13 protein-coding genes are annotated in these 16,925 nt (G+C 37.2%); 8 read left to right on the top strand and 5 right to left on the bottom strand.

What is annotated here, in order from left to right; genetic code table 11:
- Nucleotides 1–104: 104 nt before the first annotated feature.
- Entirely contained in the window at nucleotides 105–968 is an 864-nt protein-coding gene (locus tag ACYT6F_RS08850) for a glycoside hydrolase family 25 protein (RefSeq protein WP_472600824.1), read from the bottom strand.
- A 65-nt stretch (nucleotides 969–1,033) separates the two neighbouring features.
- Here ACYT6F_RS08850 and ACYT6F_RS08855 point away from each other — a divergent pair, with 65 nt between their 5' ends.
- The 5 genes from ACYT6F_RS08855 to deoC all read left to right on the top strand — a co-directional run bounded on the left by ACYT6F_RS08855 (nucleotide 1,034) and on the right by deoC (nucleotide 5,516).
- Entirely contained in the window at nucleotides 1,034–2,296 is a 1,263-nt protein-coding gene (locus ACYT6F_RS08855; RefSeq protein ID WP_472600825.1) for an NAD(P)/FAD-dependent oxidoreductase, read from the top strand.
- Complete coding sequence (gene trmD, locus ACYT6F_RS08860; RefSeq protein WP_472600826.1) at nucleotides 2,293–2,964, top strand: tRNA (guanosine(37)-N1)-methyltransferase TrmD; 672 nt, start codon at nucleotides 2,293–2,295, stop codon at nucleotides 2,962–2,964. The genes ACYT6F_RS08855 and trmD overlap by 4 nt, the downstream gene beginning before the upstream one ends.
- A 367-nt stretch (nucleotides 2,965–3,331) precedes the next feature.
- Entirely contained in the window at nucleotides 3,332–4,264 is a 933-nt protein-coding gene (locus tag ACYT6F_RS08865; protein ID WP_472600827.1) for an endonuclease/exonuclease/phosphatase family protein, read from the top strand.
- A gap of 32 nt (nucleotides 4,265–4,296) precedes the next feature.
- Nucleotides 4,297–4,767 (top strand): Lrp/AsnC ligand binding domain-containing protein, encoded by a 471-nt coding sequence (locus ACYT6F_RS08870; RefSeq protein WP_029295841.1) that lies wholly within the window; start codon nucleotides 4,297–4,299, stop codon nucleotides 4,765–4,767.
- Between the two features lie 5 nt (nucleotides 4,768–4,772).
- Nucleotides 4,773–5,516 (top strand): deoxyribose-phosphate aldolase, encoded by a 744-nt coding sequence (deoC, locus tag ACYT6F_RS08875; protein ID WP_472600828.1) that lies wholly within the window; start codon nucleotides 4,773–4,775, stop codon nucleotides 5,514–5,516.
- 58 nt (nucleotides 5,517–5,574) lie between these two features.
- On the opposite strand, the gene dusB is transcribed toward deoC, so the two are convergent.
- The 3 genes from dusB to ACYT6F_RS08890 all read right to left on the bottom strand — a co-directional run bounded on the left by dusB (nucleotide 5,575) and on the right by ACYT6F_RS08890 (nucleotide 11,120).
- Nucleotides 5,575–6,573: a tRNA dihydrouridine synthase DusB gene (gene dusB, locus ACYT6F_RS08880; protein WP_169232260.1), complete on the bottom strand. Its 999-nt coding sequence runs from the start codon at nucleotides 6,571–6,573 to the stop codon at nucleotides 5,575–5,577.
- A gap of 99 nt (nucleotides 6,574–6,672) precedes the next feature.
- On the bottom strand, nucleotides 6,673–7,689 hold the full coding sequence (locus ACYT6F_RS08885; protein ID WP_472600829.1) for a T9SS type A sorting domain-containing protein: 1,017 nt from the start codon (nucleotides 7,687–7,689) through the stop codon (nucleotides 6,673–6,675).
- 218 nt (nucleotides 7,690–7,907) lie between these two features.
- On the bottom strand, nucleotides 7,908–11,120 hold the full coding sequence (locus ACYT6F_RS08890) for a hypothetical protein (protein ID WP_472600830.1): 3,213 nt from the start codon (nucleotides 11,118–11,120) through the stop codon (nucleotides 7,908–7,910).
- Nucleotides 11,121–11,306: 186 nt separating this feature from the next.
- Between ACYT6F_RS08890 and ACYT6F_RS08895 the strand changes: the two genes are divergently transcribed.
- The 3 genes from ACYT6F_RS08895 (at nucleotide 11,307) to ACYT6F_RS08905 (ending at nucleotide 14,002) form a co-directional block, all read left to right on the top strand.
- The gene (locus ACYT6F_RS08895; RefSeq protein ID WP_472600831.1) at nucleotides 11,307–12,101 is read left to right on the top strand and encodes a T9SS type A sorting domain-containing protein; all 795 of its coding nucleotides are present in this window, start codon (nucleotides 11,307–11,309) and stop codon (nucleotides 12,099–12,101) included.
- Between the two features lie 87 nt (nucleotides 12,102–12,188).
- Nucleotides 12,189–12,977, top strand: a complete 789-nt coding sequence (locus ACYT6F_RS08900) for a T9SS type A sorting domain-containing protein (protein WP_472600832.1) — start codon at nucleotides 12,189–12,191, stop codon at nucleotides 12,975–12,977.
- 167 nt (nucleotides 12,978–13,144) lie between these two features.
- Nucleotides 13,145–14,002: a T9SS type A sorting domain-containing protein gene (locus ACYT6F_RS08905; RefSeq protein ID WP_472600833.1), complete on the top strand. Its 858-nt coding sequence runs from the start codon at nucleotides 13,145–13,147 to the stop codon at nucleotides 14,000–14,002.
- 72 nt (nucleotides 14,003–14,074) lie between these two features.
- On the opposite strand, the gene ACYT6F_RS08910 is transcribed toward ACYT6F_RS08905, so the two are convergent.
- The gene (locus ACYT6F_RS08910) at nucleotides 14,075–16,891 is read right to left on the bottom strand and encodes a gluzincin family metallopeptidase (RefSeq protein WP_472600834.1); all 2,817 of its coding nucleotides are present in this window, start codon (nucleotides 16,889–16,891) and stop codon (nucleotides 14,075–14,077) included.
- Between the last annotated feature and the right edge of the window lie 34 nt (nucleotides 16,892–16,925).

Genomic DNA, 16,925 nt, shown 5'->3' on the forward strand with positions numbered 1-16,925 from the left:
AGCTGTTTTTAAAATCAATGATTTACATGAATAGCAACGGGCTTTAGCCCGTTTATAAATGTAATATCTCCGATTGGCTTTAGCCAAACTTTAAAGAAGACAGACTAATCCAAAGCCAGCCTTTTTAAAGACCAAGAGCTTCCGTTGTAGATGTCCAGATCCACTTTTGTATTAATTCCATGAACAATTCCGTTCTCTGTAAACTGCCAGAAATCCCATTCCGAATCGGGTGAAGGAGCAGGGACCTCGTTGTAATTGGCCAGCCAGAGCGGATAACCGTCGAATTCGCCTTTCAGAAAATCTTTATAGTAGTGGTAATACGTATAGATAATGGGCTTTTTTCCATAAGCTTCCTCTACAATCCGGCACCATACTTTAAGGTCTTCAATAAGCTTTTCATTGGTCTTGCGCTTGGGGATCTTTTCAATATCCAGGATAGGAGGAAGGTCGCCGCTTTCCAGTTTTACATTTTCAAGAAAGTTATTCGCCTGCATTACCGGGTCTTCATCTGCCCTGTAAAAATGATACGCACCGCGAATAAGTTCCTGTTTTTTTGCCATTTCCCAGAAATCATCAAAATGCTTATCTGCATTACGGTTTCCCATAGTTGCACGCATCACCACGAATTCCAGCGGGATGGTTCTGTTTCCGATGCTCAGGCTGTCCCAGTTGATATCTTCTTTATTCTGATAATGAGAAATATCAAAACCGTAGGTCTTATCCAGGTTATCAGAGATAATTTTCTGTATTCTTACTGTTTCAGTTTCTGTATTGTGAAGCTTTCGGTGTACGAATTTATTAAAGTACATGGCATAATAGTAACTCACGGTCTTTTTCAGGTAAAAACCTGTTCCTATAAGTGCAATAAGAAGCACTGCCAAAAGGATCTTGCGCCGGAAAAAATAATTCTTCCGTCGGGCCGTATGAATCCTTTTGGCGGTTTTTTTGCTGTACTTTTTATGTGGCATAAAGTTTTGCAAAACTAACTTTTTTCGCTGCTAAATGCTAAAATAAATCAGTAAATTTGTGTACTATGGAAACACGCGAAAAGATCATCATTATAGGAGGAGGTTTTGCGGGGCTGCAACTTGCGAAAAGATTGAATAACAAAAACAAAAAAGTAATTGTTCTGGATCGGGTGAACCATCACATGTTTCAGCCTCTTTTTTATCAGGTAGCATGTGGAAGGATTGAACCTTCCAATATTTCTTTTCCCTTCAGAAAAATTTTTCAGCGTTCCAGAAATACCCAGTTCCGGCTTACGGAAGTTAAAGAAATCGATACGGTTAATAATAAAGTAATCACCGATGAAGCGGAATTCAGTTATGATAAACTGGTAATTGCTACCGGCTGCAAAACCAATTTTTTTGGAAATAAAGATCTTGAAGGCAAAGCTTTCGGAATGAAAAATACACAGGAGGCCATCAGTATCAGAAACCATATCCTGATGACTTTTGAAAAGCTTATTCTTGAAAAAAGCCGAAGTGACGACGGAAACTGGAATATCGTTATTGTAGGAAGCGGACCTACCGGAGTGGAACTTGCCGGCGCTTTTGCCGAAATGAAAAAAGAAATTCTTCCCAGGGATTATCCATACATGAATTTCGATCACCTGGAGATTATTTTAGTAAGCTCTACGGAAAAACCGCTTGCAGTAATGAGTACTGAAGCGCAGAATAAATCTGAAGAGTATTTAAAAGATCTCGGCGTAACGTTCTTAAGTCAGGAATATGTCACCGATTACGATGGCGATAAAGTGTACATGAAAAGCGGTAAAACAATTCCATCCAATAACGTCATTTGGGCAGCCGGTGTTACCGGAAATGTGGTGAATGGCTTTCCTCAGGAAAAACTCATCAGGAACCGATATATTACAGACCGATACAATAAAATAAAAGGCTACGACAATATTTTCGCCATCGGAGATATTTCTTATATGGAAACTCCAAAATATCCTCAGGGTCATCCTCAGGTGGCAAATGTAGCAATTACCCAGGCGAAAAATTTAGGTAAGAATCTCTTAAAGAAAAATACATCCGACTGGAAAGAATATGAATATGAAGATAAGGGTTCTCTTGCTACCATCGGGAAACACAGAGCGGTTGTAGATTTGCCTTTCATTAAATTTCAGGGATTTCTGGCGTGGTTTTTCTGGATGTTTTTACATTTAATGCTAATTTTGAGCGTCAGAAATAAGCTTGCCGTGTTCTTCAACTGGATGTGGAGCTATTTCAACAAAGATTCTTCTTTAAGATTAATCATTTCGCCTAACAAGAAAAACGAAACTTTACAATGAGAATTGACATTATAAGTGTGCTTCCGGAACTGATGGAAAGCCCTTTTAAGACATCTATTTTAAAAAGAGCAATGGATAAAGGACTGGTGGAAGTGCATTTTCATCACCTGAGAGACTGGGCGATCAATAAGCACAGGCAAATTGATGATGAGCCTTACGGAGGCGGGGCAGGAATGGTCATGATGGTGGAACCGCTGGATAAGTGTATTTCTGAGCTAAAAGCACAGAGAGAATATGATGAGGTTATTTATCTCACACCAGATGGTATTACCTTAAACCAGAAAATAGCCAATACGCTTTCCATTAAACAAAATCTTATCTTTTTATGCGGGCATTATAAAGGGATTGACCAGCGCGTAAGGGATTTGCATATTACAAAAGAAATTTCTATCGGGGACTATGTGCTTACCGGTGGGGAACTGGCAGCGTGTGTGCTTGCAGATTCAATTATCCGTCTGCTTCCCGGTGTGCTGAATGATGAGCAAAGTGCTTTGACAGACAGCTTTCAGGATGATCTTTTATCTCCTCCTATTTATACAAGGCCTGAAGTTTACAAAGGTCTGGAAGTGCCGAAAATTCTTCTAAGCGGAAATTTTGCAAAAATTGAAGAGTGGCGTCACGACGAGGCCGTAAGAATTACCAAAGAAAAACGTCCGGATTTACTTTAAAAAAACAAAATAGTAGAATTTATTACTCTCTTGACATTACTACAGGACTAGTATCGGAATATTTTTTGCTTTGTTTTTTTACTAAGGTTTAAAAAATTAATTATTTTAAATAAAATTGTGTATTTTATTCTGTTTTAATTTAATTTTGTTGATTGAATTATTTTAATGGACAGAGTAAAATATACTTTAATGTTAAAATTTTTAATTTTTACCCGTTCATTTATTTGATTTTTTCTGCCGGATTTCGTTATCCAAATATAAAATTCATCTAAAAAAATTATCAAATAATTAATGATTTATTAAATAAAGTAATAAATTTACATCCTGAAAGTTAAAATGAAAATTTTAATAATTAGAAAGCGTGTGGATGGAGCTGTTTAGTTTTTATAATGTTGAAAATTTATTTCTGCCAGATCCTGTGCCCAGGCATAAGCTTGATCCTACAATTTCAGGATTAAGGAATTGGGACGAGAGAAAATATAAAAACAAACTCCAGAAAATTGCACACGTTTTTCAGCTGATAAAGGAGCAGAATGGTATTCTACCCTTTGTTATCGGTCTTTCAGAAGTCTCCGGAAGGAAAGTGCTGGAAGATCTCATACAGTTGGAGCCGTTTAATTCAGAATATGGGATTGTACATTACAACTCCAGGGATGAAAGAAAAGTTGATGTGGCCCTGCTGTATGATAAAAATAAAGTTGAAATAATAGACTCTGAAGCTATTACCTTCTTCTTTGAAAATAAAAATAAAAACACAGAAAACTACGATACTACAAGAGATGTACTGTATTCAGTACTGAAGTATAAAGAAGAGATTATCAATGTCTTTACCGCTCATCTTCCCTCTAAGCGGGAAAAAGATATAAACAGGTCTAAAAGAATCTTTATACTCAATCAAATTAGAGATAAAATTCTTAATCTTGTAAATGCGGACGAACATGTAATTCTGTGTGGAGATTTTAATGAAAACCCAGATGATGAAAATTTAGTAAAAATTCTCTATGGCAATTCGCACGAAAAGGTATTGGAAAATCCTTTTCAGCAGTTGTTTTCTACAGGAAATTATTCTACTTTTCATTACAAATCCGGGCTGTTGTTTGATCAGATCTTATTGTCAGCATCTTTTTTTAAAGAGGATAATATGCTTTCTTTTCAAAGTGCCGGTATATTCCGGTCCGAAAAAATCAGCAGCCGTGACAAAAAATTTGAGGGAAGACCGTTCCGTACCTATTCCGGAACAAGGTACCTGGGTGGTTACAGCGATCATTTTCCGGTCTATGTAACACTCGGTAAAGTGTAAAACAAATGTGAAAACATAAATTTAAGTAGAGAATGAAAAATTCAGACAACACAAGCTATCAATTGGATTCGATCGACAAGGAAATTATTTATATGCTGATGGATAACTCCAAAACATCCCTGGCTCATATTTCCAAAGGAGTTGGTATTTCTACGACTGCCGTGCATCAAAGAATTAAAAAACTGGAGCAGGCAGGGGTAATCGAAAATTCAATTTCATTTCTTAATCCTAAAAAGATAGGATACAAAGTTATTTCGTACATAGGCGTTTTTCTCGACAAGCCCAGTCATTATCCCGACATGGTAAAAGCCTTAAAGGAAATTAATGAAGTGGTGGAAGCACACTATACCACAGGGAATTATACCATTTTCTTGAAAGTACTCTGCAAAGATAATGACCATCTCATGCAGATCCTCAGCAAACTTCAGAAACTGAAAGGCGTGACAAGAACAGAAACTTTCATATCTTTGGAACAGGGTATTTACAGACAACTAAAAGTATAAACAAAATGAACATTGCTCAATATTTGGATTCAACTTACCTGAAAACTCCTGAACAATCGGGGCTTTCGGCTGAAGAAACTTTACAGAAAGATAAAGATCTTACACAGGAGGCGATCGATAACGGAATTTTTGCCGTCATGATCCGGCCGGATTATGTTTCGGAAATTAAAAAGTATATTCAGGAAAGGAATTCAGATGTTGTAGTAGGAACGGTTATCGGTTTTCATGAAGGAACGTTTTCCGTAGATGAGAAACTCGCAGAAGCTAAAAAAGCAATAGCCGACGGAGCAGACGAACTGGATTTTGTTATCAATTACGATGCTTACCTGCAAGGAGATTTAAATCTGGTAAAAGATGAGTTTGTAAAGTGTACCACGCTATGCCTGCAAAATCATAAAGTGGTAAAATGGATCATCGAAATTGCCGCCTTAACAGATGCACAAATCGCCGACCTTACGCAAAATATTTCAGCTTGGGCAGAAGAAAACTTTTCGGAGAATGAGTGGACTAAAATTTTCGTAAAATCTTCTACAGGTTTCTATGAAACAAAAGACGGAAAGCCAAACGGTGCAACATTTGAAGGGATAAAGATCATGCTTGACAACGCTGGGAAATTACCTGTAAAGGCTGCCGGCGGTGTAAGAACCCCGGAAGATGCCGAAAAAATGATCAGCCTCGGGGTAAAAAGAATAGGGACTTCCTCCGCTTTGGCTTTAATTAAAAATCAGTCAGCCTCGGAAGGGTATTAATTCAAAAAAGAAACAGCAATAAAAAAACCATCAGCTTTTTATAGTGATGGTTTTTATTTTATGCCTGTTGCGCTAAATATTCTGTATAAAACTCCTGCGTCTCTTTTATGAGCGCGTCCATTTCTTCTAAAGTAAATACCTCTAAGAATTTCTTTCTGAAGTCTTTAAAATGAGGAACACCACGGAAATAATTGCTGTAATGCTGTCTCATTTCAACCAATCCTAATCGTTCTCCTTTCCATTCTGCGCTCCATTCAGCATGCTGACGAACAGCCAGTAATCTGTCTTCGATAGTTGGAGCAGGCAAATGTTCTCCCGTTTTAAAGAAATGTTTAATTTCATTAAAAATCCATGGATACCCGATAGCAGCCCTTCCGATCATAATTCCGTCGCAGGCGTACTTCTGTTTGTATTCCAACGCTTTTTCAGGAGAATCAATATCCCCGTTTCCAAAGATCGGAATCTCAATATTTGGATTTTGCTTGATTCTTGAAATATGCTCCCAGTCTGCCTCGCCTTTATACATCTGCGCACGCGTTCTTGCATGAATGGTTAATGCTTTGATTCCCGTTTCCTGCAGACGTTCCGCTACTTCATCAATATTGATGGAAGTACTGTCCCAGCCTAAACGTGTTTTGACGGTTACTGGCAAGCTGGTTGAGCGTACAACGGCTTTGGTAAGACGAACCATTAAATCAATATCTTTTAAAACTCCGGCTCCCGCGCCTTTGCAGACAACTTTTTTTACAGGACAGCCGAAATTGATATCCACAAGATCAGGATTTACCGTTTCTACAATTCTTGCCGACATGGCCATTGCTTCCTCATCGCCACCAAAGATCTGAATTCCCACAGGTCTCTCGTAATCGAAAATATCCAGTTTTTTTCTGCTTTTAATCGCATCACGAATTAACCCTTCTGAAGAGATGAATTCAGAATACATCAGGTCTGCACCGTGCATTTTGCATAATCTTCTGAATGGCGGATCGCTTACATCCTCCATCGGTGCCAATAAAAGCGGAAATTCCGGCAGTTCTATATTGCCAATTTTTATCATGCTGCAAATTTACAACTTTTTCAAAAAAATAAATCCTTTATTCTGAGTAAAGGATTTATGATCAACTGCTCAAGCCTGCGCTTTGTGTTTTGATTAAATTTATTTTTTAATAATCTTCGAAGAAAACCTTTGTTGGCCATCTGAAATCTCAACAGTATAAGTGCCTTTTTGCAGATAGGTAACATTAATATTCTCAGAATAACTTTCGTTAAAAATCTTTCTGCCTGCCGTATCGAAAATGGTAATAACGGTTTTCTTGCTGTTATAGCTTTTCGGTAATGCTATTTTCAGCGATCCATTTACAGGATTCTCCAGAATTTTAATATCTTTTTTATTCATTGCTTCGGATGTTCCCAGTACTACTGTGAACAGGTCACTGTACAATTTAGATGCTTTAAATGCTGTAATACTCGAAGTAGGAATCCCGGATGCGTTCGTTCTTAATTGAAACCGGTCCAGATTTAATGTGCTCCCAAAATCGTTTCCGCTGGAAATTGTAAGATCAGCTGCGGCAGGTTCTGCTGCAGAAGAAGGATTGAGATATACAGACATTACATCGTCTGTAGTACTTCCCGCATTGTGCGTATATTTTACTACGATCAGGTGAGTGGTGTTAAGCGGCAATACCGCGGCCGAATAGATAGTGGCACCGCTATTTTTTGATCCACCTACTTTGAAGCCACCTGTTGCATTTTGCAGTGCAATTCTGATTGCTGTATTGAAAGCACCGCCGCTCAGTATTCTGATAAAATCACTAGGTGATGTTGCCGGAACTGTACTCACATTTACCAAAAAAGAGAAGTAAAAGGTACTGCCGTCTGCAGGCATGGCCATAGGTGTGAAATTTCTGCCTACAGCATCCTGGTTAGGGACGGTCCTTGCGGAATTTACAACAGAACTGTAATTAGGGTAGCTTTGTGTAAAAGCTGCTACTTGTGTATTGGTGCATCCGAATCCGGCACATGCACCTCCGCCGTAAGTACTTGAGTTATTCGTCCAGCTTCCCTGTCCGCTTAATTGCGTTGCAGTGTAGGAGCTGAAATCCTCGTTCAAAAGTAATTGTGCGTTTATGCTGTGTGCCAGCAAAGCGCAAGCAAGAAATAAAATTTTTCTCATGTGTTTTTAATTTAATTATTATACGAAAATATAAAATAATTATAAATAAACAATACGAAATTTATTACTTTAATAAATGTATATAACTGATTATTAAATGGTTGGTTGAATTTATTAATTCAAATAAAAGATTTATAATCTCCATCTTGTTATTAATAAAAAAACGATTAAAAATATTAATCTAAATATTGTTTTAGGTTAATAAAAACAAAAGTGAATTAAAAGCTTGCTTTCACCTGCATACTTCCTATATGGATCGTTCTGTCCCCGGAATTTCTTCCTTCATAGTTTAAATTAAGCTGGAGAAAGGAATTAAGAGCCTGCTGAATAAATACGCTCCATACCTGGTTTTTTCCAGGTTTCAGTCCGTCGAGCATCTGGTTGCCCACAATACTGAAATTGTTTCCGTTAAAATTATTATTGATAAAAGAGAAGTTTCCTCTGATAGAGGTCTTTCTGCGTTCCCATTGTATGGTTCCGGTAATATCAAATGCTTTCAGAAGTTCTTCGCCGTCAATCCGGTCTTTTTGACGAAATGCCGAGGAAAGTTCAGCCTGGATAGCATCTGTAAATTTATAGGTGGCTTTGGGTTTTGTTTCAAAGTTATTCAGGCGGTAATCCCGGGTTGCAAATAGTTGTGAAGAATTCCGGATATCATGTACCGAATTTTCCCAGTCAATCCTGAATTCTTTATTGAACCAATACCCGATATTTAGGAAGTGAGAAATCTGTTCACGTTCTTCATTGCTGAAATTGGCATTGATGAGGTTGTCATTGGAGATGAAACGATAGTTTCCGTTCCAGCCGGATTTTTCCGTAGGGCTGAATTGCGCGGATGCCAGAATATTCTGATTTTTTAGAATCTGATCATCATTTTTTTCGAATGGATTGATCACAAGAACCTTATCTTTTTTGTAAAATGAATTTTGGGAATTCAGTGAAATATTAAAATTCCAGCGCTTCAGGAATCTGTTTTCAGAATTAAAGACAACTGAAGGGTTTACAAATAATGCCAGCTGAATTTTATTTTTATTGGAAGGAATGTACCTTACAGAATTGGTGTAAATCCTGATATATTGTGCCAGATCCGAATATTCTGCAATTTCAAATTCATCAAGCTGCTGAATGCCATCGCCGTTGTAGTCTGTCCATTTATAAATACCCTGCCCGTCCGTTACTTTTATATATTGGAATTCTCTCTGTGCTTCCTGTCCGTTCCCTAATTCATAGAAAGCCTGTAGCCTCATCCCGTTTCTGAAAAGCTGCTGATTGTACAGAATATTTCCGACCACAAAATCATTGTTCCGGGAAGCATCTACATCCTGGTTCTGGTAGAAAAACTTACGGTAGTGAAGAAGGGCATTTAATGTTGTTTTTTCTGTTTTAATAAGCTGGCTTTCAGCCATGAATCCTAAAATATTATTCATGCTTTGCAATCTATTGTCGCGCACCGAGTCATTGTCCCTCATATAAACCTTTGTAAGCAGTTTTGTACGGGAGCTGTCCCCAATTTTTTTCTGCACAAAAATTTCTCTCCAGCTGAAGCTCGTGACATCCATCAGCTGAGTGTCATTGTATTTCTTTTCATTATGCTCCATGCTTCCGCCGATCGCCCAGCTTCCTTTTTTGCCTGTATACTCAGTAGAAGCGCCACCCCTGATGAATTTTGTATCCTGCAGTATAGCGTTGGTATTCAGGTAAGATAAATTTCCTTTGGTAAAAAACTTACCGCTGATCCACCCAAAGTCCAGATCATTTTTTATGCCTTTGTAAGAATCCTGTTCATCAAGATAATTGATTCTGTAATTGAGGGTTGATTTATTATTCCATTTATTTAAGAAGCTGAAGATAAACCTGTTCTGCGTTCGTCCGCTAAACTCCTGAGCAAGGTTGAAATCCCTGGAGAATTCCACATCATTGATTCTGTCTAATATGTGAAATTGTCTGTCGATGTATTGGTACTCAAAATTGGGTGTACCTTTCCAGTTATTCTTAGTGAAAGTCTTATTTCCGAAAACTCTCCAGGCGTATCCTATATTCTGGTCAGAATCTTTAGAGGAAAACAGGTTGACATCGTAATTGCTCAATGAAATATCTGCCCCTATTTTTCCATCCTTTAAAAGATACTCGGAATTGAATGAATATACCTGCGATTTTTCAGGCGAAGGAAGCTTTCGTACGGCACGATAGTCTCCCATGTTCGGACCTACATATTGGAAAACTCTCCCGTTATTGGTTGTCTGTGTTATTTTATAGTCTCCAAGATTTGCTCCGAAATATGTAAATGAGACAGTATAAAGGGTTTGGGTAGCATCTGTTGAAAATTCATAATAATTTCCCGAAGGATTCTGAATAAGCCGGTAAAGAATTTTATTGACATCATATTCGGCAATAACTCCGGAAGGAGCATACATCAGGTTCGGATTGTTTCCTGCATCGGCTAAAATTTGCTGGTCTTCGGTAGAAAGATTCAGCGCCAGCGGTGCATTTTTATTGTCATTTTCCATAAACCAGTTGAGTCCGAGCCTTAATTTCTCTCTTTTATGCTCAACTTTTCCGGTAAAAAGATATCTTGAATAATTCCTGTTGGTGTAATTATAGGAAATGGTAATAAAGTTTTGCTGAAAAATAGGGCGGAAGCTGGTAAAGGTGACTTCTCCGGTGTTATAATTGATGATATAATCCTGATTTTCTCCGCGTTTCATCAGAATACCATCAATAAAGACCTGTTCCGATCCCGAGATCAGGGTAATAAACTGTTCTCCGTTTTTTCCTGTCAGCCGGTAAGGTCCCTGGTTCCCTTCAACACCCTGAAAACGGATTCTGTGGAATTCACTTCGTGCAACTCCCATTGAGACATCTACAAATGTTTTGTTATCTTTCCCGAATTCCGTCTGAAATTCAAGGCCCATGCTTCGTCTCTGGTATTTGGCAAAATAATTTTTGGCTTCCACAAGATCAAGATGTCCGGCTCTGAGGATGGATTTATCCTTGATATTAAGCTGCATGTAAATTTTGTCAAATTCTTCAAGCGTCTGAGTATATCCGTCTGCCTGAATCGGTAAATTATGATCAGAAATACTCGCAAGAATCGTCACATCTTTAGAAAGTCTTCCTGAGATCTGCAGATCCATAGAACTCTGTACCGACTGCCCCTGGTTATTACCGAATGTTATCCCCCGGATAATGGAACCTTTGGAATTGAGTTCTCCTAAAAATCTTTTTTTATCATTCCGTGCAAGAACAGCTTCATCAACAATAATCCGGTTGCTGGTTTTCACGAAATCCATCGTGTCTTTGGCAAAAATATCCTGCTCGAATCTGGCTGCAAGAATGCTGTCCTGTTTAATGCTATCCTGCTTGATACTATCTTGTGGAAGATTGGGGTTTTTCCAGGTGAATATTTGCGCATTTCCTGAGAAAATGCCCATATAGAACAATGTGAATATCAGAATATAATTCCGCAAGCCTCTAAAAATAATCCGTAAAAATACTCAAAAATTGTTTATAGAAAGGGTATTAGTATTATTAACAAAAAATTAATCCTATTATTATATCATGATGAAAAAATGATGTAATTTTGGGCTGTAAATTATTAATAATTAAATTTTAAAGACATGAAAAAAATTTATTCTTTATTTGCTACAGTAATGTTAAGCATCAGTTTGTTTGCGCAAACTACAATCTACTCAGAAAATTTCGGAACTACAACTACATTACCTTCAGGGTGGACGAGTACAAGTACTACTGCTGGATGGAATGCCAATACGGCCTCTGCATCAAGCGGATATGCTGGAGCATCTGGAGGTAGTAACGCTGTATTTTCAGGAACGGGTGCGAACGGTGTGACACATACATTGACTTATTCTAATTTGTCAACTGTCGGTTACAATACAATAAATATCATCTGGGGCGGTAGAGGAACAGCGGCTTTTGCTCAGAACGTTGATTTTCAATGGAGCGTAGATGGTACAACTTGGAATAATGTAACTTATACTTACAGTAAAAATAGTGGAAGCTGGGCACTTGTAAATGGAGGTGTTGCTATTCAACTTCCTCCTCAAGCAGAAAATACTCCGACTTTAAGTCTTAGATGGTCTTCAGTTACAAGTAATACTGGTAATTACAGAATTGATGATGTTAAAGTTGTAGGTACTTCAAATGGTTCTTTGGGAACAAATGAAATAAAATCAAATAAAAATTTATTCGTAAAAAATACTTTGGTAGATTCTGAACTCAACTTCGGAATGACAGGAAATGTGAAAATTTATAATCTTTCAGGACAGGTTCTAAAAGCTTTCTCGGTAAAAGAAAATGAAGCAGTTGATGTATCAGATTTATTAAAAGGTAATTATATTGTTACTGGCTTTGTAAACGGGAAAAACATTTCGCAGAAGATTATTAAAAAATAACTTTAACAAATTATTAAATATGAGCATTATTTTAACCAAATAATGCTTTTTTTGTATCTTTATGCTGTATTTTTAAAATTATATAGTATGAAAAAAATTTTTACTGTTTTGACAGTTGTAGCTGTAGGTGCATTTACAAATGCTCAAAATTTGATTTCAAACGGAGATCTTGAAACATGGACGGATGCTGCTGTTAAACCAGACGGTTGGTTCAGCATGGGCGGTGGTGCTAAAGAAACGGCACTTGTTCACGGAGGAAGTAATTCAGCTAAAATTTCACCAGTATCGGTAAGTACTAATGGAAATTTAGATTATATTGATGTACCTGCAACAGGAAATACCAATTACACAGTTTCTTACTGGGTGTTAGATAATGATCCTAATGCAAGAGCCAGACACTGGATTCAGTTCAGAACAGCCAGCAGTAACATATCCGTTAGCGGAAGTCCTTTTCAGCCTTCAACATATACATCGGATAATGCGAGTTGGGTAAATGTAACTGCTACAGCAACAAGTCCGGCAACAACCGAATTTCTAAGGCTTAGTTTGAGAGTATATGCTCAAAATAGTGTGACAACAGGCGCGATTTATTTTGATGATATTGTATTGGCTCAATCTTCTTCTTTAGGTGTAGCTAATCCTGAAATTATCAAAAATAGCGTGAAATTATCAAGTACATTAGTGAAAAATTCATTTGATATTTATTTAAAAGGAAACGCAGAAGTAAAAATTGTATCTGCTTCTGGACAAATTTTTGAAAATAAAAAGGTAACTGACTTTGCTAGCATTGATGCATCAAAATTACCGGTAGGTGTAAATTTCGTACAGATTAATCAAAACGGAAATATTATTGTTAAAAAAGTAATCAAGCAATAATTACTCTACTTTTAGAACTTCAAAAGAAAAAAGCCGCTTTTTTTTAAGTGGCTTTTTTTTGTTAAATTAATTGGATAAAATTGAATAATTCGTAAAAAATGTGGTATATGTTTGATTTTTTGGCATTAATGTTGTTTGTATTTTGTTAACATATAAATCACTTGATTATGAAAAAAGCATTTACTTTTATCGGGCTTGTCTCGATGACAGCGTTTTCTTACGCACAGATTGTCATTAATGAAATTTACACGGGAGGTGGAATTTTAGGTGCCACTTTAACAAACGATTTTGTGGAGCTGAAGAACATTGGAAACACCACGCAAACATTAACAGGAGCAACCATACAGTACGGGCCCGTCTCAGGAGCCTTTACCCAGTATCACACTTTGCCTACCATAAGTTTACTTCCGGGGCAGACGTACCTTATTCAGGAAGGTGGTGATGGTGGAGGAATTATCAATCTTGTAAATCCAAACCTTGTCGTGAATCTTGTTTTGAATTTTAACGGGTCAGGACCTGTAGTAGGAGCAGGATTAGGTCTCGCCCTCACATCTGGAAAAATTGCTCTTGCAAGCAATACAACCCAGGTCACAGGTCCTACTGCTTCAAATGTTTTAGATTTTGTAGGGTACGGACTTGCCAATCAGTATGAAGGAGCCGGTGCAGCGCCATCTCCTTCGATCCTGAATTCCATTACAAGGGTTTCAGGGGATACCAACAACAATAATGTGGATTTCACCGTCACATTGCCTACCCCGCAGGGAGGAACTTTAGCGGTTAGTGACATATCCTCAAATGGTATACGTGCCAATTTCATTAAAAACACTTTTGTTAAAGACAATGAAATTGTTTTTGGCACTGATGTAAAAGATGTGAAAGTCTACAATATGATGGGACAGGTTGTAAAGACTGCGTCTGTAAGAGAAAATGAATCATTAAATATTGATGAGCTTCAAAAAGGGAATTATATCGTAACAGGTACTATTAATAATGAGCCTGTTTCCCAAAAAATACTTAAAGATTAAATTTCATACCATCTAAAATACTAATGTCTCAGGATAATTTCTGAGGCATTTTTTATTAAATAGAAGATCTTATTAATACCAGCCCCGTCTTGCCGCATTAATAATGGAACTGAGATTAAGAATTAAGGTATAACGGATACGCTTTCCGTAATCTTTAAATCCTGGCTCGAACCCTAATGATGATTGTACAGGAAAGTAAATTTCAAGAAAATCAGGAATCACCCGAACTTTTATACCACTGTCCCAAATAAATTTTGTAGGCTGGTTTTTATTGTCATACAACCCTGCATCTGCATATACATGGAAGATTTTCCATACACTGGTGTCTACATTTACCGAAGTAATCCATTTGTTGACAGTTCCCGGAATAAAAGATTTAAAGCCTCCGTCTGCCAAAACGTACTGCTGCGAAAGAATTCCTCCCGTTGCACTCTGACCTAATAGATTATAGGAAAAAGAGTAATCCGAAACTCTTGAAATCCCATAATTGAAGATATTATTCCTTGCATTATTTTTGATAAAATACCCGGCAAAGAGCCTTACGCTGAGCTTTTGTCTCGGTGCGAATTCCCAGCGGTAAAAAGCTTCTGCATTTACTTTATGGAAATCTTCCATCCATTGAGTATTGATGCCAAGACTTTTTTCATGAATGCTCTGGCTGTCGTTGTATCCGTAGCCTATGCTCCACAGATTGTATTTGTCATAATCATTATTGGCGATCATTAAAGGGCTGAGATCTCTTTCAAAATAATTGTAAGAAATACCAAGGCTCCTGCCTACGGTGCTTCTAGGGTTTTTTCTGAAGCTAAAATTAGAATAAACAGAACCTTTACGGTATGCAAGATCGTAATCATAATGGAAATAAGATCCTGAAACACCGAAGGTCAAACTTCTGAAAATACTTTCGGCAGGAAGAAAAGAATAGGCAACCGCACCTGAACCCGTAAGTTTCCCCGTACCCGTGCTGTAAGAGGGGGTAAAGGAATATAAAAATTTCTGGTCAAAAAAAGACTGATTCTTAAAGTTAAACCCGATCAGAAATTTATCATAAGTATTGCTGAAACGAATTCTCGGGCTGATATAAACTTCATTGAATTCAGGATTCGGTATATCCTTAATCAGTTTAAGCTTAATTTTCCGCATGTTGGAAAAAAAACCTTTCGCATACAGGAAATTATCTCTGTAATTGGCTTCCGGGAAAATATAATCGTCGTTTAGTGTAATTTTATTGACGTTTTCGGCAGGAATGGAAAAAGTTCTGGTTTTTTCGTTTTCTTCCGTTTCCACCCAATATTCTTTTATATTGCCATCTTTTGATTCGGTCTGCAGTTTTACCGGAATATTGGAGAGTGTGTTTTTATTGATTTTTATGTGAAGAGAATCGCCTTCCTTCCGAAATCTTTTAAGTTTAAAATTAATTCTGTTTTTATGCTTCAAAAATTCAGAGAGATAAGCCGTTCTTTTGTCTTTTTCTGCTAGCTCTTTGATGAAATCATTGGGATTGATCTCTTTATCCGTGTTTTTTGCAATGAAATTTTGTACCAGGCTGTCAAAATTTTCATATCCCATTTTATCAGCTGAATAATTAAATAAGGTGCCGGTCTCAAAACTGCTGATGGCCATATCGTTAAAATTACTCAGAACCGCATATTTCTCGTTGATTTTCTGATCAAGGTTCTGCGACATAATGTACTGATAAGTAAGTCCGTACCGTTCGATAAGCTTTACATCGGAAGCATAAAAAAGTTTTAATGGCTTCATCCCGAAAATTCTGGTTTCCGGCAGACTGCCTAATAATTTGGTATCACTATAAAATTTCTTCAGGTACTGAATTTCAAGATAAGATTTTAATCCGTTTTTAAACCAGTGGTAATTCTGTTTATCAGTAATAATGCTTTCATCTAAAATTTTCTTGGCTACAATCCCGAAATAATCAAGATCTGTTTTCTGGGCATCCGTAAAGAGCTGAAATCTGAATTTCCAGAAGGTAATATCATTATTTCCGAAGAAATCTTCTTTCGCCCTGAATTTCTCTGAAATAAAAATCCTGTCGGGAATCCTGCCGATCCTGTCTTTGATAAATTTCAGGTGAAGCGGCAGATAAAATTCCAGGCTCTGTTTTTCTTCAGGCGTGAGATTATAACCGAATTTTACTTCAGTTCTGATGTCATCGCTGTTTACGGTAATTGATGGATATTCATTCTGCGAAATAAGGAATTCGGGGTCAGAATCAAGATATCCTCTGAATGAGTTCATCTGAAACTGCTGAAGATTACTTTCAATAAAATAATTAACCGGAAGATCAAAATTAACCGTCCAGTAAGTATTGAAGCTTACCGATTCCTCAATATCATGGTAATCTCTTTTGGTAATATTGTCCGGATCAAAGCGATCCGGAACAATAAAGAAATATTTTAATGCTGCATTTTTATCTGAAGTTCCGTATCCTGTGAACTTTTTGTCAGGAAGCTGAATTTCGTACCGCAGTTTTAATTTTACCTGTTCGCCGGGCTGCAGGGCTTTTTTTAATGGGAGAAAAAAGTTCTCATCAGAAATATTGCTTACCGGAATTTCCTCGTCGGAACTCTGGATCTGTAAGTTGATTAATTTCCCCAGCTCATTTTTTTGGGCGAAGTGAAGATCTGTATTCCGGTCTTCCAGCTTTCGGTATACAAGAGAGGTATTTCTTTTATTGTAAGCAGATACCCAGTTCAGAAGCTTCACCGTATTGAGGGTATGCTCAGAATTGTTGTGGTAAACCATTTCCTGGTTTACGCTTAATATTTTTTTATCAGAAGACAATTTTGCCTCAATATAAATACTATCCTTCTGTGCAGCAATTTCTACAACACCCAAAAACAAAGCAAAACCAATGCAAATATTTCTCAATTACCCGTGATTAAGTTCAAATATAACTTATTTT

The sequence above is a fragment of the Chryseobacterium sp. NG-CE01 genome (assembly GCF_055695505.1).